We start from the raw sequence: 24,648 nt of genomic DNA, 5'->3' as shown, positions 1-24,648 counted from the left end.
GTCAACTAGAGACTTTTTGAACAACCTTTATTAGGACTCTACGGAGAACAAATAATAATACACAGGCTGTCCTCCAAGATGTACCTCTACCTCAGCATCAGGATACTGTACTTCAAGCCATGCAGCGAGGGCAGCAGTAACCTCAGGGTCAGCTTCTTCCCCTTCAAGGATCGTCACCACTTCATCTCCACTCTCCATCATCTGTTTGAGCAGACCTTCACATGCTTGAAGCATGGTTTCATCCGTCGCTACAATTTTGGAGTTATGAATACCGATATAGTGCCCCGCCTTAATATCTAATTCATCATATTGCGTATCACGAACCGCATGAGTCACTTGACCGGACTGTACCCGGCTGATGGCCTCCAACATTTGGTCACGGTTTGTTTCCGCAGACTCATCTTCCTGGAAAGCAAAAGCAGCAGCCATTCCCTGTGGAATGGTCTTGCTTGGAATAACCGTAATCCGGCGCTCATCTTCAAGCAATTCACGAGCCTGCTCGGCAGCCAGTACAATATTCGAGTTATTCGGGAGTATAAATATCTGCTCCGCAGCAATGGAACGAACGGCTTTTACAAAATCCTCAGTACTCGGATTCATCGTCTGTCCACCGGACAGAACAACATCAACGCCAAGACTTTGGAAAATCTCAGCAATACCGTCACCGGAGGATACCGCAATAAAACCATACGGTGCCATCTCATCTGCAGGAAGCACAGCCTCTTCCATACTGCGCGCTGCCTCAGGTGGAATCTCTGCAAACAATTCAGGTGATGGAGCAATGTCCATGCCTGCTGTCAGGAGATCCCGATGCTGTTCACGCATATTGAGAATATGAATCTGTGTAATCTCACCATAATGCAGCGCCAGGTTTAATACATCGCCTGGTGTCTTGGAATGGACATGAACTTTGATGACTTCATCATCAGCAATAATAATGATCGAATCTCCATTAACTGACAACGCTTTCCGGAATGCTTCGTCATCAAATGCCACTCCTGCGTTCTCTCCAAGCTCACGATTAATGAAGAATTCCATATCATACAGAAATTCAATATCTTCCGTCTCCAGTCTCGCCTGAGCAGACAATGGCATCTCCGGTGCAATCACCTGCTGTGCAGGCTTCTTGATATCCACTGCTGTCGGTGCAGCCGGTTTCAAAGCAGATGCTGCCACGGATGGGGTTACTTCTTTGTTCAGTGAAGTACGACTCCCTCCATCACTTTGCAGCAATACTTCCATAAAGCCCTCGTAGATATATACAAGCCCCTGACCACCTGAATCCACAACACCAACCTGTTTCAGTACAGGCAGTAATTCCGGAGTCATTGCCAGTGCTTCTTTTGCTTTTAACAAAACTTCATTCATTAATTCAGTAATATCATTCGTCCGTCTTGCGTAGTAGTTGGCATGTTTCGCCGCTTCCTTGGCTACGGTAAGAATGGTCCCTTCAACGGGCTTTACGACTGCTTTGTAAGCTGCGTCAACACCGTTCTGCAGGGCTGCTGCAAATTGGAGCGTATTCAGTTCCTCATAGGGAGCAGCTGAACGACTAAAACCACGGAACAATTGCGACAGAATAACTCCTGAATTCCCCCGTGCGCCCATAAGCAGGCCTTTCGATAGAATACCGGCAGCTTCGCCGATGGAGGCAGAACTTTTTCTTTTAATCTCTGCGACTCCTGCACTCATTGTCAAATTCATGTTCGTTCCCGTGTCACCATCCGGCACAGGGAAAACATTCAGGGAATTGACGTGCTCTGCATGCTGTCCAAGTTGTTCCGCTCCGGCAAGTACCATTGCGGTGAAATCTGTTCCATTTAAAGAACGTATACTCAAGTGAGAATTCCCCTTCCTAGCTTGATACACGAACACCTTGCACCAAGATGTGTCTGGTCTGTTCATGCGCTAACGCGGACTGCGTTATTCTTCGTCCATACCTTGTCCGGCACAGGCATACAATACAACATGTCAGCCGGATTAACGGTCTGGGCGGCCGGGCTACCAATATCCTGCACTCTCTGCACCCCTAACTTCGGGGCATACGGATATGCACCGGTATCAAGAGCCGGCATGAATGCCGCATGGAGACTGGTGCCAATGATGGAATGCCGCAGCTCACAGCGTTGCCAAAAAGCAGACCACCGACCTCTAAGTACGGTTTATTCTCCGACTTCCTCGCGGCAACAGCCTGTTCACCACTGTATTATGGACTACTCAACATTGTACTATATTAGACAGGAGAAATAAATAAAGTTTTTGGATCAGTTGACGAAGCTTTTTTAATTATGATATTATATTCAAGTATTGTTTTATGCAGGTTAAGTAATGGAAATGATCCGGCTCATGCCGGCTTAAACAACGCCATTAGCTACTGAAACCTGATCTTTATGATCAGGAAGAACAATTTAGTCCTTATGGAATGACTTTTCGTTTCTGAAGGCAACTGGTTATTTTAGGATAGGAGGTGTAATCTATGTCTCGCAAATGTTATGTGACAGGTAAGAAACCGGGCACCGGTAACCACGTATCCCACGCTAACAACCGTAACCGTCGTACTTGGGGCGTAAACGTTCAGAAGGTCCGCATTCTCGTTGACGGCAAACCAAAACGTGTATACGTAAGCACCCGTGCACTGAAAGCCGGTAAAGTGACTCGCGTATAATCACGCAAAGCTACTATAAATCGGGTAAGCAAAAAGCACCTTGTTCCTTGCAGGTGCTTTTTTGGTATTCAAAAAAGGGATTCTTGAATACGCTCATTAACATGTGAATGGCCGCCGCATGGCGCTTCGCAGGTACGAATTCCAGATAAGCCTGAGCCACAGCGGCGGTATTCCCTGTTACCTTATCAATCGGATCAGTGCTTTTGAAACGTATTAAGAATCGCCTTTACAAACCCTCCCAAAAACTTCGGCAGTTTGAATGTGTAAAATTTCATAATTCACCCTCCCCATCATGCTCATGCGTCCGCCGTATCCTATGCTTCAGGCCTTCTTTACCTCAAACACGACAAAAAAGGCTACATGAGAAACCTGCTCATGTAACCATATTTATGCGGAACCTTCGATCCCTATTCCACAATGACAAGCCCGAAGATCAGGTCATTTACGTTTGGGCAGGAATATATTGATAGGCAGCGATCATGAAAACACTCAGTAAATAATACAGTATGCCGAAAATGACAAAAGTAACCCGATGTCCCGTACGATCAAATTTGCGGAAATACATAATAACAACGCCTACCCCAATTAATGACGTAATAGCATTAAACGGGGATTGAATAACCGCAAACAAAGCAAGCACAAGTCCCGTCACGAGACTCGCAGCCATCGTCCACAGTGTCTCCTTGAGGGTCATAGATCAGCCTCCGTAGCTACGGCGAATTTCAGTAATCGCGGCAGCACGATCCTCACGTCCAAATACGGCACTCCCGGCAACGAGCACATCTGCTCCAGCTTCCACCACAAGAGGGGCTGTATCGGCAGCAATTCCGCCATCTACTTCGATATGTACATCATGGCGTCCCTTTTCGTTCAACCAGGTACGAATCTGCTTGATTTTGTTCATGGTACCCGAGATGAAAGCCTGTCCGCCAAATCCAGGATTGACCGTCATAACAAGAACCATATCCACATCATCCAGAACTTCGAGAATGGCAGACGCTGGCGTTCCTGGATTAAGGGCAACTCCTGCTTTCACTCCTTGCTCCTTAATTAAATGAATAACGCGGTGCAAATGCACACAAGCCTCAGCATGAACGGTAATTACCGCTGCACCCGCTTTGGCAAATTCCTCAACATAACGCTCCGGATTCTCAATCATCAAATGCACATCGAGCGGCAAGCTTGTATGTGGAGCGATTGCTTTCACAATCGCAGGTCCAAGCGTAATATTAGGGACGAAATGACCGTCCATAACGTCAACATGAATCCAGTCTCCTCCTGCAGCTTGAGCTTCTGCAACTTCCGCACCAAGGCGGGCAAAATCAGCTGATAATATCGATGGGGCAATTTTAATCATGTTAATACCTCCGCTTCTTATCTTTCATTTCGTTCAGGAACAGCACATAGTGCTGATATCGGCTTTCGGAGATCAGACCTTCCTCCTTGGCCGCAAGCACACGACAGCCTGGCTCATGTGTATGGGTACAACCTCGGAATTTGCACTGATCTGCAAACTGGGCGAATTCGCGGAAACAAGTGGAGAGTTCCTCCACACCGATCTCCAGAAAGTCCAGTTGGCTGAATCCTGGCGTATCTGCAACAAACCCACCATTATCCAACGGAATAAGCTCCACGTGCCTGGTGGTGTGTTTCCCTCGTCCTAGACGCATGCTGATCGCATTTGTCTCCAGCGTCAGGCCCGGCATCAATGCATTTAACATCGAAGACTTGCCTACACCGGATTGTCCGGAGAATACGCTGATCTTACCAGCCAGTCGGTCTCTGAGCAATTCACTGCCTTCACCGGTACGTGAACTTGTGGAGATCACTTCATAACCAACCTGCTCATACAATGCTTTCACTTCAGCAACAGTGTCTTTGGCTGGATCAGCCAAATCCAGTTTGGTCAACACAATGAGTGCATCCAACCCCGCCTGCTCGATGTGAACAAGGAACTTGTCCAACAGGTTCAGGTTCATATCCGGTTCCTTCACAGAGAACACGAGAACAGCCAAACTTACATTGGCTACAGGAGGACGGATAAGTTCCGTCTCACGCTTCCGGATTTCATCTACCGTTCCTTCGCCGTTCTCTGTCAACATGTAGCTGACGCGGTCACCTACAAGCGGTGACGTTCCCCGCTTTCTGAAGATACCTCTGGCACGACATTGAACGGCGGAACCTTCAACCGAAGGAACCCCGTTGTCTTCCACTGGCATGACATAATAGTAACCGCTTAGCGCTTTAACGATGATACCTTCTGGCATAGCTCCGACGCCCTCCTTTAGATGGTGGTACATTTACTCCAGACGCCAGCATAAGCCGCCCTTATGGACGGCTTGATGCGTTAATGACTTCCTTTTTCTTCTCTTTTTCCTTGCCGTGCCCCTTACCATTACTCATGGCAGAAGTGTCCTCATCTACGCTGTCACCCTCACCGTCTGCCGGTGTGGACTCAGGTTCACCTTCCTGATTGGGATCAACACTTCCCTCATCAACGCTACCTTCACCTGGATCAGGCTCATTTTCTGGCGGCGTCTCAGTGCTTTGTTCCGGGTCAATGGAAGGAACGTTTACTGTTCCGTTTTTAGCTTCACTGTAGGAGACAAGATACGTATCCAGAAACTGTCCATCACGATAGACGGACACAGCCCCATTTTCATTTGGAGCGAGCACAAGTGGAATGGTCAAGATCTGGGTTGAGTTCACGGTGCGAGTTCCCCATTCCTGATTCTTGCCACGTGCATCTTCATATGTGATACGGATTTTACTGTTTTTGCCCTCTTCTTTGGGTGATACATTGATATCAAAAGGATATTGCAGCGCTTCAGGCGGATACCCTGTGCTGATAAAGATCGTAATCTTATCGCCAGGACTCACATCGGCGCCCGCTTCCACAGGCCATTGCTGCGTCACTTTGCCCTTTTCTACCGTATAACTTTGTTCTTCCTGCACCTGAGCAAGCACAAGTCCAGCAGATTTAAGTTTTTCTTCGGCTTCACTGCGGGTATGATTTTTCAGATCAGGCATTTTGACCGTTTCAGTGCCTTTACTTACGGTTAACTCAATCTGAACTGTCACAGGATCGAATTCCTCATTCACACCCGGCGTCTGGGAAATAACAGAACCTGAAGCCACATCATTGGAGAAGTCATCTTTCCGCTGAATCTGATCTTCCTTAATGCCAAGCGCAGTCAACTTCTTGACAGCCTCATCATAAGTTACTTGTTTGACATCAATCATCTTCACCAGTTCTTTTTCTGCACCAACACTGATCTGGACCTCGGAGCCTTCTTTGACAACATCGCCTTCTTTTCTGCTCTGGTCAAACACAATACCGGGTTCGACACCTTCCTGGTAAAGACGGATGACCTCATCACTGACGACGAGTCCTTTCTCCTCAAGTAGTTCCCGAGCCTTTTCTTCTGTCTGGGTGATCACGTTAGGTACGGTAACTTCAGGTACAACCAACATACCCTTGACATACCATACAACGCCCACCATGGCGATTAGAATAAGAACGGTTAATGAAATGAGTAGAGCTGGCTTCTTCCAGCTCTTCGATTTCGCTTTACCCTTGCCAGTTTCTTCGTCAGACTCCATCACAGGCACCGCACCCGTCGATGTAACTCCACGCGGTTCAGGCTTGATCGCTGGCATTACGCGAGTCTGGTCTATATCATCCTCATCCGGAAAATCAATCTTCGTTTCATTTCGTCTCTCCGGCATCAGGCAAGTTTCCAGATCGGTCTGCATTTCTTTGGCCGACTGATAACGTTCCTGCGGATTCTTACGCATGGATTTTAAGATGACATTTTCCACACTTTGCGGAATCAATGGATTGAATTTGCGTGGTTCATCGAACTCTTCCTGCAAATGCTTCAATGCCACACTGATTGGACTTTCACCCAGAAACGGAAGTTGCCCGGTAAGCATTTGGTAAAGTACGATCCCAAGAGAATATAAGTCCGATTTTTCACCAGTAACGATGCCTTTGGCATGCTCTGGTGAGAAGTAATGTACAGAACCAACTACGGAACCGGTCTGCGTAATCGTTGTAGATGTAACCGCACGGGCAATCCCGAAATCCGTTACTTTCACACGGCCATTCCGGCCAATTAATATATTGTGGGGTTTGATATCCCGATGAATGATTTGATTATGATGTGCATGATCAAGAGCATCTGCAATCTGGGAAGCGATTCGCACCGATTCGTCCACCTGCAGAGGGGCGCGTTCTTTAATAATTTCATTCAGGTTTTTGCCTTCCACATACTCCATGACAATATAATGAACGTCATCTTCCTGCCCCACGTCATAAATGCTGACTACATTCGGATGAGACAGCGATGCTGCCGACTGTGCTTCCCTGCGGAAACGGCGAATAAACTCTTCGTCATGCACAAACTGTTGTCTAAGAACTTTGATCGCTACATTCCGGTTCAACAGAAGATCCTGGGCTTTGTACACAAGAGCCATGCCGCCACCACCGACACGCTCAATCACTTCATAGCGTCCGCCTAGCTGGTGCCCAATCATGACTCACACCCCGTTTCCGTATCCACGGAACCTTCCCTCTGCAACTCGAACAAAGCAAGCGTGATGTTGTCGTCTCCCCCAGCAAGTAAAGCCAACTGAAGCAGTCGGTCTGCACGATCTTCCAATGCCAGTTCCAGATTGCCGGCAACCTGAATAATCTGCTCATTGCTGACCAGGTTACTGAGACCATCACTGCACAGGAGAAGAACTTCGCCTTCCTCCAGCTTGACGGTATCCAGATCTACCTTCACCTCGGCATCTGTTCCAAGCGCACGAGTTAGTACGTTGCGACGTGGATGATGGGACACATCCTCTTTGCTAATCTGACCATTTTTGAACAATTCATTCACCAGTGTATGGTCCTCGGTTAGCTGGATCACAGCTTTGTTCGCAATTTTGTAGGCTCTGCTATCACCGATGTGTCCAATAACACCTTCCGTATCGTTCAATAAAGCCGCAACCACCGTTGTTCCCATGTTGTGATACTTGTCATCTGTTGATGCCGTGCGGAAGATAACTTCGTTGGCATGCAAAATAGCATCGCTGAGAGCCGCAGACAGAGACGCATGTGACAGACCTGGTTCCAGTGTTCCCAAATCTTTCACCAACGTCTCTACTGCCAAGCGGCTTGCCGTATCCCCTGCAAGATGTCCACCCATGCCATCGGCAACAATACCCAGAATATATCCTGTATCGAGATTACGAATCCAGGCTGAATCTTCATTCACCGAACGCACTCGTCCGATATGGCTCACATGAACTGTTTTGATCAAAACGTTCTCACCTCAACTCCATATGCTTTGCACGAAGCTGACCGCAAGCGGCAGCAATATCATGTCCCTGTTCACGACGAATGGTTACATTAACACCCTGTTCCGAGAGAATCTTCTGAAAATTGAAAATGTCGCTTCTTGATGTTCTTACGTATTTGCGTTCAGGTACATGGTTAACCGGAATCAGATTCACGTGGCACAACATGTTCTTAAGCACACTTGCCAGTTCTGCTGCATGCTCTGGCTGGTCGTTTACCCCACCAATAAGTGCATACTCGAACGTAATTCTCCGACCTGTTTTGGCCAGATAATAACGAAGGGACTCCATCACGTCTTCAAAAGGAAAACGACGGTTAACCGGCATCAATTTCGAACGCAGTGCATCATTTGGTGCATGGATCGAAATGGCGAGGTTAATCTGTGTATCTTCATCTGCAAACTTGTAGATGTTCGGAACGATTCCGCTCGTGGATACCGTGATGTGACGCTGACCGATGTTCAGCCCTTTTTCATGAATCATAATGCGCAGGAAAGTCATCGTAGCTTCATAGTTTTCGAAAGGTTCACCTGAACCCATGATCACGATGCTGCTGACACGCTCGCCCCGTTCATCCAGAATTTTCTGAGCCTGCACAACCTGGGCAACAATCTCACCAGCCGTAAGGTTACGCTTGAGTCCACCCAATGTGGATGCACAGAACGTACAACCAATACGACAACCAACCTGTGTGGTTACACAGATGCTGTTCCCGTAGTTATGCTTCATAATTACTGTCTCAATGGCATGATCATCATGAAGACCAAAGAGGAATTTAACCGTTCCATCTTTGGATTCAAACTTGGTAATTTCCTTAAGCGTTACAAATTCAAATTGCTCTGTCAGTTTTTCACGCAATGGCTTGGACAGATTGGTCATTTCACTGAAATCATTCACGCGTTTTACATAAATCCAGTCAAAGATTTGGCCACCGCGAAACGCCGGCTCCCCATTCTCCACAGCCCATTGCTGCAGTTGTTCCAGAGAATAATCATATATAAAAGGTTTCATTTTGTTGTCAACACCTATTCCTTCTTTTCTTTTCGTTGGCTTCCTTCTTTTCGTTCCATTCGTCCTATTCTATCACAAAGACCACGTTACATCCATGTATACCCTTGATATCTGTACTTCATGCATTATAACATCTCAATGCCGCCATCGCACCCTGTCACCACATTCTCTGACAATTATATCGAAGTCCCATCACAAAGAAATCCGCCGAAGTTCCCCTCGGCGGTCATACTTCCGTGCTCTATTAAACTGTTATTCCGCTGTTTTTGTCAACCGTGCGATGAAAAATCCGTCGCTGTGAGCGTATTGTGGCAAAATCTGAATACCACCTTTCACAACCTTCAAGTTCGCTATCTCCGATTCAGACCAGACAGATGCTTCTGCTGGACTATATTCCGGATGTCGATTCAAGAAGTCTGCAACCATATCCTCATTCTCAGCAGGCTCAATCGTACACGTGCTATACACCAGAATACCACCTGGTTTTAACAACGGCGCAACCTGATCAAGCAATTCACGTTGCAAGCCTGCGATATCTTCGATATCTTTTACGGTTTTGGTCCATTTCACATCAGGCTTGCGGCGAATAACACCCAGACCTGAACATGGTGCATCCAGCAAAATGCGGTCAAACGACGCTTCCGGGTACCGTTCATTCAGGTCTAGCGCATCTCCAGTTACAGCATCGATACAAGTCAGACCGAGACGCTCCGCCTGATCCAGGATCAGCTGGCGCTTGTGAGCATGTACATCATTCGCGACAATACGACCGCGATCCTGCATTTTCTCAGCCATGTGAGCTGTTTTACCACCTGGAGCTGCGCAGCAATCCAATACAAGTTGGTCTACTTCTGGCGCAACTGCTTCAGCGACAAGCATGGAACTTTCGTCCTGTACAGAGAACAACCCGTCCCGATACCAGGTCGTTAGAGCCATGTTTCCGCCACTACGTACAAGAATTCCATCGGAACTCAGCTGAGAAGCTTCAACGACTGCACCTGTACTGGTCATCTCATGCATCAGTTTCTCCCGTGTGGTCATTGTTGTGTTGACCCGGACACTCACCGCTGGCGGCTCATTATTCGCACGACAGATCGCTTCCGCTGTCTCTTCGCCGTACTGGGCAATCCAGCGTTCAACCATCCATAACGGGTGGGAATGCTCCAGTGAAATACGTTCTGCAGCGGGCAGATGTTCTGGAATACGAAGTTCATCCCGATTGCGGATCATATTGCGGAGCACTCCATTCACCATACCCGAGATTCCCTGATGGCCCAGTTTCTTCGCCAGATTAACCGCTTCGCTCACCACGGCATGTTCAGGAATACGATCCAAGTATATCATCTGATATACGCTAATTCGCAGCAGGCTGCGAACCCATGGTTGCAGTTTGGATACTCCTTTGGCGACGTAACGTTCCAGAAAATAATCAAGTGTATTCAATCTGGCGATTGTTCCATACACCAATTCGGTAGCTAGTCCAGCATCTGCGGGGCTTAAATCCGCCTCTTTCAGACGGCGGTTCAACTCCAGATTACTGTATGCTCCATCTTGCTCAACAGCACTCAGAACCTTGACTGCCAATGTACGAGCAGATGTTTTAGGTTGCTGGGAGCGCGATGCACCACCCGATTTACCTGAATTCGGACGACGGTTTCCTTCACGTCCGGATGAATTTCCATTAGCTTGCTGGCCTTTTCCTGACGAACGACCTGGTATATTACCGCTCATCGCAGCACCGTTCCAGGTTTCAGTGTACCACCGCGAGCAAAGTCAGCGGCCTGCATCACCTTTTTACCTGCTGGCTGCACTTCAGTCAACCAGAGAGATCCATTGCCTGTGCGGACTTCAATCCCTGCCTTATTCAATTGTAGCACCGTTCCCGGCTCTGCTTGTCCAGCATCTGAAGAAGTTTCTAGGTCCACCTGATCGGGATTAGCCGCAGCCCAAACTTTGAAGACCTGATCATCCCACATCGTAAATGCACCGGAGAACGGCACAAGACCACGAATCTGATTGAACAGTTCACGTGAAGTACGACTCCAGTCCATTTTCTCGTCATCCCGAGTCAGATTGCGAGCATATGAAGCCTCGGCATCATCCTGAGGGACCGCTGTTGTCTCGCCTGCAATCAATCGTGGCATTTCTGCCTGAAGCAGTTTGGAACCAGCCTCACTTAATTTATCAAACATCGATCCTGATGTATCTTCATCCGTAATTGGCAGTTCCACACGCGAGATCATATCTCCGGTGTCCAAGCCTTCAGCCATATACATCAATGTGACTCCTGTCACGGATTCCCCGTTAATAATGGAACGTTGAATCGGTGCTCCTCCCCGATATTTCGGTAAAAGAGAGCCATGCACGTTCACACAACCACGAACAGGCATATCCAGCACGGCTTTGGGCAGAATCTGTCCAAAGGCCGCGGTTACGATCAGATCCGGCTTCCATTCAGCCAAGCGGGCTACCGCTTCCGGATCACGCAATTTAACAGGTTGAAACACCGGCAGACCGTGGCGTTCTGCCGCGGCCTTAACCGGTGTTGGCGTAAGTACTTTTTTGCGTCCCTGTGGTTTATCAGGTTGAGTCACCACACCCACCACATTGTACCCCTCTGCCATCAGCATATCGAGAGAAGGAACTGCAAATTCAGGTGTTCCCATAAAAACAATATTCAAATCGATCACTCCTTAATTACGACGCGGTCCCGTTTGATCGGCTGCAATTTCGTACACTTTCTCGGCGACATCCGTAAAGAGTACGCCATCCAGATGATCAATCTCATGCTGGAATGCACGGGACAGCAAGCCACTACCCGTAATAATCAGCTCTTTACCTTCACGATCCAGACCTTTAACTGTAACGGTCTCGAAACGGCGAACATCACCATTAATTCCAGGGATACTCAGACAACCTTCAGGTCCAAATTGTTCTCCCTCACTTGCAATGATCTCCGGGTTAATCATCTTGATCAGCCCTTGCTCATCACCTGCGTCGATAACAATCAGACGTTTCAAAATACCGACCTGTGGCGCAGCAAGACCCACACCTTCCGCATCGTACATGGTATCAGCCATATCATCCAGCAATTTTTGTACATTTGGTGTAATTTTGGTTACTTCTTTGGCTCTCTTGTGGAGCACCTCATCTGGTTCTTGCACGATAATGCGAATCGACATGTTGTAAGCACCTTCCTAATCCTCATCATAATTTCAGGACGATATCTGTATTTTTGGGGTATTCATTTTAATCTATGTTTATACCGCTTGTTTACATCCGCATTGCTGCAAAATGCTTACATTAACATTTGCGGGTCTACATCCAGACTAATAAGTAATTTTTGCGCCTGAACATCATCGTCCATGCGCCGGGCCGTAGCCAGAGCGAGTCCTATGGCGTCTACATCCCCCCGCCATTTTATCATACATTGGAATCTGTATCTATTCTTGATCCGAGGAATCGGAGACGCTACCGGCCCCAGTACATCAAAGGCATCATTGCTGAATCGATCCAGACTGCCGAGCCATCCAGCCGCATTAGCCTTCTCTTTCAGTATTCGCGTATAGTTCTCGGCAAGACGAATCAATACCGGAAGTTGCTCATGCGAAAAGGTCACCAGAATCAGGCGACAGTATGGCGGATATTGCAAATTGCGACGGTGCAGCAATTCCTCACGTACAAACGACACGTAGTCATGCTGACTCGCATGGCCAATGGAGTAGTGTTCCGGCGTATAGGACTGAACAAACACCTCACCAGGCAATTGATGCCGACCCGCTCGGCCAGCTACCTGTGTTAATAACTGAAACGTTTTTTCCGCAGCACGGAAATCAGGTAAATTCAACGCTGAATCCGCTGTTATCACGCCAACCAGGGTTACATCCGGGAAATCAAGTCCCTTCGCAACCATCTGGGTGCCCAGCAATACATCCGCCTTTTTCTCACGAAACTGTTTCAGTAGCTTCTCGTGAGCCCCTTTTTCCGTTGTTGTATCCACATCCATCCGAATGACCCGAATACCCGGGAAGAGCTTGGCAAGCTCTTCCTCGACTCGCTGTGTACCTGTACCAAAGTATCGAATATGCTCACTTCCACAGTCCGGACACACTTCCGGAGCCGCTTCCGCATACCCGCAGTAATGACAACGGAGATTATTCGAGCGCTGATGATACGTCAATGAAATATCACATTCAGGACAACCTGCCACATATCCACAACTTCGGCACATAACAAAGGTCGAATACCCACGGCGATTCAGCAGAAGCACCGTCTGTTCACCACGTTCCAAGCGTTCCTCCAGCCCTTTGTGCAAAGCCCTGCTGAACATGGAGCGGTTGCCATCCTTCAACTCTTCACGCATATCAACGATCCGCACTTCAGGCAGCTTGTTACCCAGTGCCCGCGTTGGCATCTCCAGCAAGAGTGGTGCAAAATCATCATTACTCTGCGAGCGTGCTGCATAATAACTTTCCAGCGAAGGTGTCGCTGAACCCAGAACAACCACCGCCTGATGCTGCTGTGCTCTTTTTACCGCCACATCACGGGCATGATATTTCGGAGTTTCCTCCTGTTTGTAGGAAGTCTCGTGTTCTTCATCCATAATGATCAACCCAAGCCGACTGAATGGAGCAAATACAGCTGAACGTGCCCCAATTGCAACCTTTACCTGACCCTCACGAATCTTGCGCCATTCATCATAACGTTCACCGCCAGACAGACGACTGTGCATAACAGCAACTTGGTCCCCAAATCGCCCTTTAAAACGTTCTACCATCTGTGGTGTGAGTGCAATCTCGGGCACCAGTACGATAGCCTGCCGATCCTGTTCGATGCATTGTTGAATGGTTTGAAGATAGACTTCCGTCTTGCCACTTCCCGTAACACCATGTAACAAAAACACCCCATGGCGTTGTTCCTGCAATCGGCCATTGATATTGTCGTAGACAAGTTTTTGCTCATCGGTCAGAACCAGCGGTTCAGTCGCTTTGAACGTCCTGCCCTGATAAGGGTCACGGAAGACCTCAACGTCCTCGGTGACGATCAATTCCTTTTCCTCAAGCCCTTTAATCGTTGCAGCCGATACCTGTAGTGTAGATAACACTTCTTTCATCGGCATGGGCAGCAGTTCTTTCATTTCCAGCAAAAAAGCCAGAATCTCCTTCTGCCGCTGTGCTTTCGCCGGGAATGAAGCAAGTGCTTCCTGAGCAGCAGCAATATCTACAGCCAGATCAACGGACTTCATCGTTTTTTTATTTAACTTGTCCTTGATGGCCTGACTTTCCAGCAGTACACCACCAAGCAATAATTTCTTAATTAGTGCAGCATGATTGGGATATTTTCGACTCAGTTGTTGCAGCGGTACCTGACCCCGACTTTTGACAAAACGGATGATATCCTGCTGTACTTTCTCAGTCGTAGACTCTTCTCCCCAAACAAATAACACCTCATCATCCGGTTGTGCACCCGCCATCTGTCCATCAAGTGCATCTCCCAGCGAGATGTATCGCTCTGCTTTCCCTTTCAATGCCGTCGGCACCATGACCTGCAATGACAAAATCCGGTTACTGGCATAACGTCCACTCATCCATTCGGCCAACTCAACCAAATCCTTTGACAACGGGGGAACAATGTCCAGTAACTCCTGAATCTGCTTAAGCTTGAATGTTTCCTCTCCGCTACGCGGCACAAGATCAATCACGAATCCCTGCACCGTCCGATGACCAAAAGGTACACCCACCCGGCTGCCAATCTCGATCCATTCTCTCATCGATTCAGGTACCAGGTAATCAAACGGCCGGTCTGTTTCCTTCACGGGAACATCGACTATGACCTTGGCAATCTCCATATCCTAATTCCTCCCGGCAATGCGCTCCGCCGCAATCCGGAGCAACCGATGAGCCACATCGTCCTTGGCCATCACTGGAAGCTCCTCCACCAAACCTTCCCGGTCATAGATATGTACCGCGTTGGTGTCTGTTCCAAATCCTGCACCCGTGCGGGTTACATCATTGGCTACGATCAGATCACAGTTTTTCCGTTCCAATTTCTCACGTGCATACATCTCAACTGACTGAGTCTCCGCAGCAAAACCAATCAAAAATTGATGGGTTTTCTGTTTGCCCAGTGTTTCAAGAATATCTATATTTTTAACAAGTTCGAGCGACAGCGTGTCGCCTTTCTTCTTGATCTTCTCGGTATAAACTTCCTTTGGACGATAATCGGCAACTGCCGCCGCCTTAACCACGATATCAGCATCGTCCCACTCGCGTGTTACCGCTTCATACATATCCTGTGCAGACTGTACAGGGATCAACTCCACGTTCTCCGGTGGCTTGGCTTGGGTACTGCCCATAACCAATTTCACATCTGCCCCCAGATCACGCGCAGCTGCGGCTATGGCAAATCCCATTTTGCCAGATGAATCGTTCGTAATGTATCGTACTGGATCAATGCGCTCAATCGTACCTCCAGCCGTAACAACAACCTTCTTGCCTTGTAACAGTGAAGCTTGTCCTTGCTGGGCACGGTCTGCAGACTCGCGCTGTTCGAAGAAACGTTCCACCACATCCACAATGCTATCCGGTTCTTCCAGACGTCCCTTGCCCACATATCCACACGCAAGCAGACCTTCACCCGGTTCAATCATCATGGCGCCCCGTTCAACAAGCAGGTTCATATTATGCTTTACAGCTGGATGATCATACATATGTACATTCATCGCTGGAGCAATCATGACAGGGGCTGTCGTCGCAAGAAGAGTTGTTGAGAGCATATCATCTGCCATGCCATGCGCCATCTTGGCAATCACATTGGCTGTTGCCGGAGCAACCAGAACAAGATCAGCCAGATCGGCCAGATGAATATGAGATACGACTGCTGGCTCACGCTCATCAAATGTATCGGTGTATACGGTGTTTCGGGTCAACGTTTGCAGCGTCAATTCGGTAATAAACTGTGTAGCGGAAGCTGTCATAATCACATGAACATCCGCTCCCTTTTGCACCAGTCTGCTGCATAATGTTGCCGCTTTGTAAGCGGCTATGCCGCCAGTCACACCAAGCACGATTTTTTTACCGTTCAACATGTTTATTTCCCCCGATATTTATACGACGTCTAAAGAAGATTCCGTTAAAATAGGCTTATTGGAATCAATATCATAATACCTTTAGTTGCTTCAATCAAGGCTAGATATAGATCAAAACGATTCAATTTGTCTATATTTAGTTGCAAAAACGATGATTTAATGAGTTATGAAATTGATTCATTCGTAAAAAAATAACAACCTCGCGGTTGTCAATTAATCCGGCTTACGCCGTATGCAGTTGAAGAGCAGCCGCAGGCGGCTTACTCTTCTTCTTCGTCCTGTCCTTTGATGACAACGAGCAGGTCTCCATAGATTTCTTCCAGTGCAACGCCAACTTGTTTATGGGATCTCGCACCTCTTAAATCCGTTTTTTCACCTTCACGTAGCTGTCTAGCCCGGCGGGAAGCAGCAACAACAAGGGAATACTTGCTGTCGACTTTGTTCATCATTTCATCAATAGAAGGATACAGCATATTAACAAACACCTCTTCGCATTAGTATAATCACAAGTTGCCGCCTGACAGAACTGATGTGGCATGTCTTCACACCCGGGCATTCCGAGAAGGAGTGCTTCAGTATATGATATGACAACTGCCCCACTTATATCGCATTCTGCAGCGGCAAAAGGGATTATTTATTGATCTTACAATGTTCGGCGATTATGATGCTTTCTATTCTCTTGCACGCCAAATCAATTTCATCATTAACAACAGCGTAATCATACTGCTCCAGCAGACTGATCTCATCAACCGCCACGGACATCCGGTGATCAATGGTCGCTTGGCTTTCGGTACCACGGCCCTGAATGCGATCTTTCAGCTCGTCCAATGAAGGAGGAAGCAGGAAAACAAAGATCCCTTCCGGGAATTTCTCTTTCACTTTTAACGCGCCTTGAACCTCAATCTCCAGAATGATGTCGCGGCCTTCGTTAATCGTTTTCTCTACAAAATCACGCGGTGTTCCGTAATAATTACCAACATACTCCGCATGTTCCAACAATTGATCTTCAGCAATCATGTTCTGGAACTCTTCATGACTTCTGAAGAAATAGTTAACACCATGTTCTTCACCAAGACGAGGCTGACGGGTTGTTGCCGATACGGAATAGATCAATTCCGGCACCCGTTTGCGCAAAGCGCTGCATACAGTACCCTTCCCGACCCCAGATGGGCCGGACAACACTACCAGTAATCCCTTAGACATATTACACTCCATTTTATTCGTCGTTATCATCATCTTTCGAAGAAAGACGATGGGCGACCGTCTCAGGCTGAACTGCAGACAAAATGACATGATCGCTATCCGTAATAATTACGGCACGAGTACGTCTTCCGTACGTTGCATCAATCAGCATGTGACGATCTCTTGCCTCTTGTATAATTCTCTTGATCGGCGCCGATTCCGGACTCACGATGGATATAATCCGGTTCGCCGATACGATGTTACCGAATCCAATGTTAATGAGTTTGATTGCCATAATCAGGTTCTTCCCCCTATACATGCGACTCTTTTGCCGAAATGTGGCCGTTCATTCGATATTCGCAGCTTGCTCACGAATCTTCTCCAGCTCCGCCTTCATCTCGACAACACGATTCACCAGAGCCAAATGGTTGGCTTTTGATCCAATCGTATTGACTTCCCGATTCATCTCTTGAATTAGAAAGTCCAACTTACGACCTACGGGCTCATCACTCTTCAGCAGTTCCCTGCTCTGTCCAAAGTGACTCTGTAGACGCGTAAGCTCCTCTTCTATGTTAGAACGATCGGCAAACATTGCAATTTCCATACCCAATTTATGCTCATCAAAAGGGAAAGAGCCTTCTTCCTGCATTTCCGTAAGCCTTTGTCTTAGCTTGTTGCGATAATCACTTACCACAGTCGGTGCAAGATCAAGCATTTCGGTATGCAGTGACTCCAGACGGGTAATCCGCCGTTCCAGATCACTGGCCAGATGAAGACCCTCGCGAGCGCGCATCTGTTCAAGGCTGGACAGAGCCTCTTTCAATCCTTCCTGCAGAACTCGCTCCCATTCGTCCTTCTGCTCTTCGGGAATGGAACTTGTCCCATCCGAATGAACCATGACGTCCGGCAGACCAAGCATATCCACAATACTTGGTTTGCCCTGCATTCCATATTGGGTCTCCAGTTGCTCTGCAGCCTGCAGATAGGCCCTGACCGTCTGTTCATTCAGAACAGCGGGAAGAGCCTGGTCTTCCTCTTTTTCTTTCATTACATAAACATCAATCCGCCCACGTTTCAAACGACTCTGTACGATCTTCCTCAAACCGTCTTCATAATACGTCCACTCTCTTGGCAGACGCATCATCACTTCGCAATAACGATGATTAACAGATTTGATCTCTAATTGTACCTTATAGCCGCCAAAATGAAAGGCGGATTGACCGTATCCGGTCATACTGAATGACATCGGCATCACATCCGTTTTACTATTGTAATTGATTATTAGGGTTGAAACAAGTAGGACATTGATGCTCCGACTTCTCCCATACGTATTGAGTCAGTTCGGCCGTCATGCCGTAGAACATAAACGGTGTCATGAGATAGATGCCTTTGAAATGCGCTGTTGCTACGTCCAGCAGTTCTTTGGCAATTTTTACTCCCATCGCACGGCCTTCTTCGCCTTCCAGACCGGCCATACGGGAACGCACTTCATCCGAAAGCTGAATTCCGGGAACCTCGTTGTGCAGATACTCTGCATTCCGTCCACTCGCTAGCGGCATTACACCTACAAAAATGGGCACATCCAGATGTTTGGTCGCTTCGTGCATTGCTACAATCAACTCAGGATCATAGATCGGTTGTGTCATGATGTAATCAGCGCCAGAGGCAATTTTCTTCTCCAGACGTTGTACAGCTTTTTCCAAATATTTCACATTGGGATTAAATGCCGCTCCGATGACAAAACCAGCTTTTTGCTTCAGCGGTTTACCTGAGAAAGCCACTCCATCGTTCAACTGTTTGATCATGCGTATGATTTCAAAAGAAGTCAGATCGTATACCGAGCTTGAACCAGGCAGATCACCAAACCTTGCAGGATCTCCTGTTACAGCCAGTACATGATTAATACTCAAAGCATCAAACCCCATCATGTGGGACTGCGTTCCAATCAGATTCCGGTCACGGCAGGCAATATGCACCAGTGGACGAAGGCCCGTGCGATCCTGAACGAGGTGACCCAGCGCCATGTTGCTCATCCGTGTAACCGCTAGTGAATTATCGGCCAGTGTCAGGGCATCGGCTCCGGCTGCTTTTAATGTCTCGGCACCTTTCATGAACTTGGCAATGTCCAAGTCCCGCGGCGGGTCAAGTTCAACAATAACGGTGTGACGATGCTTGACCAGGTCAACGATCGTAGGCTGTCCGCCACGTCCGGAACGCTCATCCACATTTTCATGCAACACAATACGCGGTTTGGATTCTGACGGATCAGGCTCCAGAATAGGCGAAGGCACATAGTCAGCAAGCGCTTCTTTCATAGCGGTGATATGATCAGGTGTCGTACCACAGCAACCACCGATAATACGAGCGCCCAGTTCAGCAAATTGCACTGCCGTCTGACCAAAGTACTCCGGAGTCGCACCATAACGGAACTCACCATCTACATAATCTGCTGCACCAGCATTCGGGTAGACGGACATTGGAATACCAATTCGTCCCGAGACGGTTTCCATGGCACGCATAATCCCGTTTGGACCTGAGCGACAGTTAAAACCAATGACATCCGCGCCCTGCTCCCGCATAATCCGGAAGGCTTCAGGCATTGTATATCCGTCCAGTGTGTGTCCAACATCCTCTACCGCGAACTGTCCAATTACGGGCAGATCACTTAGCTTGCGCGCTTGCAAAAGAGCAATATCCATTTCCTCGATATCATAGAAGGTCTCAAGCAAAATGCCATCCACGCCTTCATCTAGCAGTGCAGAGATCTGTTGTTGATAAAAGCGTTTCAGTTCACTCGTTGACACGTTTGTCCGCTTGCCACCTCGAATGGAACCAACTGCACCAAGCACATAACCGGTATCTCCAGCTACCTCTTTGGCAATGCGTACACCGGCACGGTTCACGTCCTCCACCTTGGACTCCAGACCGAACTTGGACAACTTGTCGTAATTGGCAGAATACGTATTTGTTTCAAATATTTCTGTACCTGCATCCCGATAACGGCGATGTACATCCGCCACTACTTCAGGTGAAATCAAGTTTAATTCTTCATATGAAATCCCCACCGGGAACCCCATTTGGTACAGAAATGTTCCCATGGCCCCATCTCCAACGAGAACCCGTTCCTGCATAACTTTCCGCAAATCCGCCTTCATCCCATTTCCCCCCGCCTAGCTGTGATCATTTACATACTAATGTAACACAAAAAACGCTATAAAACGAAGAAAAACACAGGTTTTTGATGAGTATCCAGCTCATATGGACGTTCTTGCCATACAGCCCCCAATATGTCTCTGTACAGGAGACACGACCTGTCCTTTTTGACAAAAAAAGAGGCCCGCAGGCCTCTTTGGTTAAACCTTCCACTTCTTTATGAAGTGATTCCTTTAAAAACAACTTCAGCAGGTCCAGTCATGTACACATGATTGTCAGCTTCGTTCCACTCAATGTGGAGATCCCCACCCTTGAGGCTGATGACTGCTGTACGATCTGTATGTCCATTCAGGACAGAGGATACCAGTGTCGCACAAGCTCCGGTTCCACAAGCAAGTGTTGGACCCGCTCCGCGTTCCCATACACGCATGTCCACATATCCACGGTCACGAACTGTGGCAAATTCCACATTGATTTTTTTTGGAAACATCGGATGAACTTCAAGAAGGGGCCCCCAAGTTGTGAGGTCAAAATTTACAGCGTCATCTACATAGATAACCGCATGCGGGTTACCCATGGATACGGCAGTGAATTTGAACGCATGTCCATTTGCTTCAATGTAGTGATCAACCACTGGGTTGGCATCCACCGTTGTAGGCACTTGAAGACCGTTCAGGATCGGCTCGCCCATATCGACACGAACAGTTTCCACTTTACCATCACGAATGTTGAGACTCACAGGTTGTACCCCTGCACCAATCGTTTCAATGGTGATCTGCTCCTGGTTCACGTGACCATGATCGTATACATATTTGGATACACAGCGAATGGCATTACCGCACTGCTCTGCTTCCGAACCGTCCGAATTCATGATACGCATCTGAAAGTCTGCCTTCTCCGAAGGCAGTATATAAACCAGGCCGTCCGCACCGATGCCAAAGAAACGGTTGCACCATTTCACAGCCAATTCTGCCGCATCTGCCGGAAGCTCCTTTTCACCAAATACAACGATAAAATCGTTACCAAGTCCATGCATTTTCGTAAATTCCATAATCTTGCCCACTCCTTTTGGCAGTCTGCTGCCAAAGCTATATTCTTGCTCTTCTACAGGATTACCATAGAAATTCATATTCAACATTTACACAAAAAAGCTATCCTGCAAAATGCCAAAGCTGCCGCTTTGAATCATTTTGAGGATAGCATAACGAAATAGGTAAGGAAAAGGTATTGATTTTATGCCGAAAACTTTGTACTTTTCGGTACGAAGCGGCCAGTACCACCCATACGGCGGCGGTTACGACGACCACCCCAGACGCTGCCTGCGCCCATAAGGAACGTTGGAATGCCTGCAGCAACGATACAGAGCGCCCATTCACGCAATCCCAGAGGTACGGTTTTGAAGATCGGCTGCAATGGTTCAACGTACATGACAACCAGCATCAGTACAACCGATGAAATCACCGCAAGAACCAGATATTTGTTCTGTAAAGGATTCCGGTGGAAGATGGACCGCGAACTACGGCAATCAAAGACATGAATAAGCTGCGCCAAAACGAGTGTAGCAAAAGCAACAGACTGTGCCTTGATCAGTTGACCCGGATTATCCGGCGCAGCCTGAAGGGTAAGCCAGAACGCTCCGAGTGTGCATAACCCAATCAACACACCCCGGCTGACGATTTTCCACCCCAGTCTGCGAGCAAAAATGTTTTCCTTGGCGCCACGGGGTTTGTGTTCCATCAGATCTTTCTCAGGCTGATCTACCCCCAGCGCCATTGCAGGCAAGCCATCTGTTACGAGGTTAACCCACAGAATCTGAATAGGTACGAGTGGCAGCGGCAAGCCCATCATCATCGCAAAGAACATCGTCAATATTTCGCCCACGTTTGATGCCAGCAAATAACGGATAAACTTGCGAATGTTCTCATAAATATTACGGCCTTCTTCAATCGCAGCCACAATGGTTGAGAAGTTGTCATCACTCAGGATGAGCGCAGAAGCTTCCTTCGTCACATCCGTTCCTGTAATGCCCATCGCTATGCCGATATCTGCAGCTTTGATCGCCGGAGCATCATTGACTCCATCACCCGTCATCGCGACGACATGCCCTTTGCGCTGTAACGATTTTACGATGCGAAGCTTATGTTCAGGAGACACTCTTGAGAACACATATATGCCCTCTACCTGTTTATCCAGTTGATCGTCTGTCATGCCTGCCAGCTGCTGACCACTTAAGGAGGCACCTCCACGAGGAAGAATCCCCAACTGATGCGCAATGGCTTCTGCCGTTGTTCCATGATCACCTGTGATCATGACGGTACGAATGCCCGCTTTGCGGCATGTGGCAATTGCATCTCGCACTTCCCGACGCGGTGGATCAATCATACCTGCAAGTCCTACGAAGACAAGCTGACTTTCGGCGGCGTGTTCGTCAGCCACTTTTTCTTCCGGCCGCACTTCACGGTAGGCCATTCCAAGGACACGCAGTGCCGCTCCGGCCATGCTCTCGTTGGCTGCCATCACTTTTTGCCGCAGCGTTCCAGTGAAAGGTACGACCTTTCCTTCCCACAAAATATAACTGCAGTGTCCAATCAACACATCCGGTGCACCTTTGGTATAAATCATCCGGCCTCCCTGGTGATGAACCAGGACCGACATGCGTTTTCGCTCCGAATCAAACGGGAACTCCTGCTGGCGGGCATACAACTCTTTGAGTCCGGTCGGAGTAAGCCCCATTTTGGAGGCCAGTGTGACAAGTGCCCCTTCCGTTGGATCACCTTTCAGCTCCCAGAATACATTGTCTCGTTGAACTGTTTCTTCTTTGAAACCATCCTTTTTCGTGTTTTTCTTGCTTTCCTTTTTGGTATCCTTGCCCTTTTTCTTGCTCCCCACCTCGCTTGCAACACTCTCCACAATACTGGCATTGTTGCAAAGCGCGCTAATCTGGAGCATTCTGCGTAGCGACTGGTCACTCTTCAATTCCACCATTCGACCGTTCTCCAACATCTGCCCTTCAGGTGCATAACCATCCCCGGTAACCTTGATGTTGCGTCCTTCCAGCCACACATCCGTTACCGTCATCTTGTTCTGGGTGAGCGTGCCTGTCTTATCCGAACAGATTACGGATGCACAGCCCAGAGTTTCGACAGAAGGCAGTTTGCGCACAATGGCTTTACGTTTGATCATACGCTGCACGCCTAGTGCAAGTGCAATGGTTACAATAGCGGGCAGACCCTCCGGTATGGCAGCCACCGCGAGGCTGACCCCTGCCAGAAACATGCCAACCGCTGGTTGTCCGTGCAGTATCCCTGCGACGACAACCATAACAGTTAATCCCAATGCGACAAAAATCAGAATTTTGCCCAGTTGTTCCAGCCTGTGCTGTAACGGTGTTTCTTGCTCCTCCGTATTTTGGATCAGATCGGCGATTTTGCCCATCTCCGTCTCCATCCCCGTACGGATAACCACACCTTTGGCTGTACCACGAGTGACCATGGTACCCATAAAACCAATATTCTTCTGATCACCCAGCGGAACGTCCTCGTCCGCAATCGGAAGGCAGTGTTTGCTTACAGGAACCGATTCCCCGGTAAGTGCCGACTCCTCGACATCCAGACTGTTCGTTTGCAGCCAACGCACATCAGCGGGTATGCGGTCCCCACTCTCCACCATAATAATATCCCCGGGGACAAGTTGTTTGGCGGCAAGGTGTACTTCCTGGCCTGAACGAAGCACTTTGGCAAGAGGTGCAGACAACTGTTTCAATGCACGAAGAGATCGTTCAGCCCGGAATTCCTGTACAAACCCCAGAATCGCATTCAGTACGATAATAGCCACAATCGTTACCGCATCCAGATACTCACCCAGCAATCCGGATACCAACGTTGCTCCCATCAACACCAGCACCATAAAATCCTTGAACTGATTCAAGAGCAATGTAATTGGAGAAATACGTTTTCCCTCGCTCAGCTCATTTGAACCGACCACTTTCCTCTTCTCTGCTACAGCTTCATCCGTCAATCCTTCCTGCGGGCTGACGCCAAGAGTGTTACGAAGCTCTTCATCACTAAGTTGATGCCACTTGGTATGTTCCATGCTTCAAGTTTCCCTCCCAGTCTGTATTTCATCTGCAAAATAAGCTCACATGACTCACCGGCGCGCTGGTCGACAGGCTGTACACTATGCCGGACAAACTACCTGCTCT

At 48.2% G+C, this 24,648-nt stretch carries 21 protein-coding genes; 1 reads left to right on the top strand and 20 read right to left on the bottom strand.

The genetic code is table 11. From position 1 onward, the window contains the following. Positions 1-30: 30 nt before the first annotated feature. The gene (locus MHB71_RS04130) at positions 31-1,839 is read right to left on the bottom strand and encodes a DAK2 domain-containing protein (protein WP_340028885.1); all 1,809 of its coding nucleotides are present in this window, start codon (positions 1,837-1,839) and stop codon (positions 31-33) included. Positions 1,840-2,476: 637 nt separating this feature from the next. Between MHB71_RS04130 and rpmB the strand changes: the two genes are divergently transcribed. Further along, entirely contained in the window at positions 2,477-2,665 is a 189-nt protein-coding gene (rpmB, locus tag MHB71_RS04125; protein WP_017687459.1) for a 50S ribosomal protein L28, read from the top strand. Positions 2,666-2,859: 194 nt separating this feature from the next. Here the strand turns inward: rpmB and spoVM are convergent, their stop codons facing one another. The 19 genes from spoVM to MHB71_RS04030 form a co-directional block, all read right to left on the bottom strand. Further along, the gene (gene spoVM / locus MHB71_RS04120) at positions 2,860-2,940 is read right to left on the bottom strand and encodes a stage V sporulation protein SpoVM (protein ID WP_017687458.1); all 81 of its coding nucleotides are present in this window, start codon (positions 2,938-2,940) and stop codon (positions 2,860-2,862) included. 167 nt (positions 2,941-3,107) lie between these two features. Then, complete coding sequence (locus MHB71_RS04115; RefSeq protein ID WP_047843680.1) at positions 3,108-3,359, bottom strand: hypothetical protein; 252 nt, start codon at positions 3,357-3,359, stop codon at positions 3,108-3,110. 3 nt (positions 3,360-3,362) lie between these two features. After that, complete coding sequence (gene rpe / locus MHB71_RS04110; protein WP_017687456.1) at positions 3,363-4,022, bottom strand: ribulose-phosphate 3-epimerase; 660 nt, start codon at positions 4,020-4,022, stop codon at positions 3,363-3,365. A 1-nt stretch (position 4,023) separates the two neighbouring features. Next, complete coding sequence (gene rsgA / locus MHB71_RS04105; RefSeq protein ID WP_076328024.1) at positions 4,024-4,932, bottom strand: ribosome small subunit-dependent GTPase A; 909 nt, start codon at positions 4,930-4,932, stop codon at positions 4,024-4,026. 61 nt (positions 4,933-4,993) lie between these two features. After that, positions 4,994-7,204, bottom strand: coding sequence for a Stk1 family PASTA domain-containing Ser/Thr kinase (pknB, locus tag MHB71_RS04100; RefSeq protein WP_340028884.1), 2,211 nt, complete (start codon positions 7,202-7,204; stop codon positions 4,994-4,996). After that, positions 7,201-7,977 (bottom strand): Stp1/IreP family PP2C-type Ser/Thr phosphatase, encoded by a 777-nt coding sequence (locus tag MHB71_RS04095; protein WP_017687453.1) that lies wholly within the window; start codon positions 7,975-7,977, stop codon positions 7,201-7,203. The genes pknB and MHB71_RS04095 overlap by 4 nt, the downstream gene beginning before the upstream one ends. 7 nt (positions 7,978-7,984) lie before the next feature. Next, a complete protein-coding gene (gene rlmN / locus MHB71_RS04090; RefSeq protein ID WP_036614609.1) occupies positions 7,985-9,025 on the bottom strand; it encodes a 23S rRNA (adenine(2503)-C(2))-methyltransferase RlmN in 1,041 nt (346 codons plus the stop codon). A gap of 252 nt (positions 9,026-9,277) precedes the next feature. After that, positions 9,278-10,756 (bottom strand): 16S rRNA (cytosine(967)-C(5))-methyltransferase RsmB, encoded by a 1,479-nt coding sequence (gene rsmB / locus MHB71_RS04085; protein ID WP_340028883.1) that lies wholly within the window; start codon positions 10,754-10,756, stop codon positions 9,278-9,280. Continuing rightward, positions 10,753-11,706, bottom strand: coding sequence for a methionyl-tRNA formyltransferase (gene fmt / locus MHB71_RS04080; protein WP_340028882.1), 954 nt, complete (start codon positions 11,704-11,706; stop codon positions 10,753-10,755). Before fmt ends, rsmB begins: the two co-directional genes overlap by 4 nt. A 12-nt stretch (positions 11,707-11,718) precedes the next feature. Further along, a complete protein-coding gene (gene def, locus MHB71_RS04075) occupies positions 11,719-12,207 on the bottom strand; it encodes a peptide deformylase (protein WP_017687449.1) in 489 nt (162 codons plus the stop codon). A gap of 116 nt (positions 12,208-12,323) precedes the next feature. Then, positions 12,324-14,873, bottom strand: coding sequence for a primosomal protein N' (priA, locus tag MHB71_RS04070; RefSeq protein ID WP_340028881.1), 2,550 nt, complete (start codon positions 14,871-14,873; stop codon positions 12,324-12,326). Between the two features lie 3 nt (positions 14,874-14,876). Beyond that, positions 14,877-16,112, bottom strand: a complete 1,236-nt coding sequence (gene coaBC / locus MHB71_RS04065; RefSeq protein ID WP_340028880.1) for a bifunctional phosphopantothenoylcysteine decarboxylase/phosphopantothenate--cysteine ligase CoaBC — start codon at positions 16,110-16,112, stop codon at positions 14,877-14,879. 260 nt (positions 16,113-16,372) lie between these two features. Then, a complete protein-coding gene (rpoZ, locus tag MHB71_RS04060) occupies positions 16,373-16,585 on the bottom strand; it encodes a DNA-directed RNA polymerase subunit omega (RefSeq protein ID WP_036614619.1) in 213 nt (70 codons plus the stop codon). Positions 16,586-16,742: 157 nt separating this feature from the next. Then, the gene (gene gmk, locus MHB71_RS04055; RefSeq protein ID WP_017687445.1) at positions 16,743-17,315 is read right to left on the bottom strand and encodes a guanylate kinase; all 573 of its coding nucleotides are present in this window, start codon (positions 17,313-17,315) and stop codon (positions 16,743-16,745) included. Between the two features lie 13 nt (positions 17,316-17,328). Next, on the bottom strand, positions 17,329-17,589 hold the full coding sequence (locus MHB71_RS04050; protein ID WP_006209218.1) for a DUF370 domain-containing protein: 261 nt from the start codon (positions 17,587-17,589) through the stop codon (positions 17,329-17,331). 51 nt (positions 17,590-17,640) lie between these two features. Beyond that, the gene (locus MHB71_RS04045; RefSeq protein ID WP_076211386.1) at positions 17,641-18,540 is read right to left on the bottom strand and encodes a YicC/YloC family endoribonuclease; all 900 of its coding nucleotides are present in this window, start codon (positions 18,538-18,540) and stop codon (positions 17,641-17,643) included. 19 nt (positions 18,541-18,559) lie between these two features. Beyond that, on the bottom strand, positions 18,560-20,449 hold the full coding sequence (locus MHB71_RS04040) for a bifunctional homocysteine S-methyltransferase/methylenetetrahydrofolate reductase (RefSeq protein ID WP_339186538.1): 1,890 nt from the start codon (positions 20,447-20,449) through the stop codon (positions 18,560-18,562). Positions 20,450-20,664: 215 nt separating this feature from the next. Further along, positions 20,665-21,498 carry a diaminopimelate epimerase gene (gene dapF, locus MHB71_RS04035; protein ID WP_036614947.1) on the bottom strand — a complete coding sequence of 278 codons (834 nt, stop codon included), beginning with the start codon at positions 21,496-21,498 and terminating at the stop codon, positions 20,665-20,667. Between the two features lie 182 nt (positions 21,499-21,680). Beyond that, positions 21,681-24,539 (bottom strand): calcium-translocating P-type ATPase, SERCA-type, encoded by a 2,859-nt coding sequence (locus MHB71_RS04030; RefSeq protein ID WP_100527115.1) that lies wholly within the window; start codon positions 24,537-24,539, stop codon positions 21,681-21,683. Positions 24,540-24,648 lie beyond the last annotated feature (109 nt).

This window comes from Paenibacillus sp. FSL H7-0940 (assembly GCF_037979415.1).
Taxonomy (GTDB): domain Bacteria; phylum Bacillota; class Bacilli; order Paenibacillales; family Paenibacillaceae; genus Paenibacillus; species Paenibacillus amylolyticus.
Note: the sequence above shows the minus strand (reverse complement) of the source record. Positions and strands in the feature narration are given on the sequence as shown.

Coding starts and splice junctions, on each gene's coding strand:
- gmk (WP_017687445.1), bottom strand. CDS start 17,315: ATGTCTAAGGGATTACTGGTAGTGTTGTCCGGCCCATCTGGGGTCGGG.
- spoVM (WP_017687458.1), bottom strand. CDS start 2,940: ATGAAATTTTACACATTCAAACTGCCGAAGTTTTTGGGAGGGTTTGTA.
- def (WP_017687449.1), bottom strand. CDS start 12,207: ATGTCGATTCGCATTATCGTGCAAGAACCAGATGAGGTGCTCCACAAG.
- MHB71_RS04045 (WP_076211386.1), bottom strand. CDS start 18,540: ATGTCATTCAGTATGACCGGATACGGTCAATCCGCCTTTCATTTTGGC.
- pknB (WP_340028884.1), bottom strand. CDS start 7,204: ATGATTGGGCACCAGCTAGGCGGACGCTATGAAGTGATTGAGCGTGTC.
- coaBC (WP_340028880.1), bottom strand. CDS start 16,112: ATGTTGAACGGTAAAAAAATCGTGCTTGGTGTGACTGGCGGCATAGCC.
- dapF (WP_036614947.1), bottom strand. CDS start 21,498: ATGGAATTTACGAAAATGCATGGACTTGGTAACGATTTTATCGTTGTA.
- MHB71_RS04040 (WP_339186538.1), bottom strand. CDS start 20,449: ATGAAGGCGGATTTGCGGAAAGTTATGCAGGAACGGGTTCTCGTTGGA.
- rpmB (WP_017687459.1), top strand. CDS start 2,477: ATGTCTCGCAAATGTTATGTGACAGGTAAGAAACCGGGCACCGGTAAC.
- MHB71_RS04050 (WP_006209218.1), bottom strand. CDS start 17,589: ATGGCAATCAAACTCATTAACATTGGATTCGGTAACATCGTATCGGCG.
- rpoZ (WP_036614619.1), bottom strand. CDS start 16,585: ATGCTGTATCCTTCTATTGATGAAATGATGAACAAAGTCGACAGCAAG.
- rsgA (WP_076328024.1), bottom strand. CDS start 4,932: ATGCCAGAAGGTATCATCGTTAAAGCGCTAAGCGGTTACTATTATGTC.
- MHB71_RS04030 (WP_100527115.1), bottom strand. CDS start 24,539: ATGGAACATACCAAGTGGCATCAACTTAGTGATGAAGAGCTTCGTAAC.
- MHB71_RS04115 (WP_047843680.1), bottom strand. CDS start 3,359: ATGACCCTCAAGGAGACACTGTGGACGATGGCTGCGAGTCTCGTGACG.
- rsmB (WP_340028883.1), bottom strand. CDS start 10,756: ATGAGCGGTAATATACCAGGTCGTTCGTCAGGAAAAGGCCAGCAAGCT.
- rpe (WP_017687456.1), bottom strand. CDS start 4,022: ATGATTAAAATTGCCCCATCGATATTATCAGCTGATTTTGCCCGCCTT.
- rlmN (WP_036614609.1), bottom strand. CDS start 9,025: ATGAAACCTTTTATATATGATTATTCTCTGGAACAACTGCAGCAATGG.
- priA (WP_340028881.1), bottom strand. CDS start 14,873: ATGGAGATTGCCAAGGTCATAGTCGATGTTCCCGTGAAGGAAACAGAC.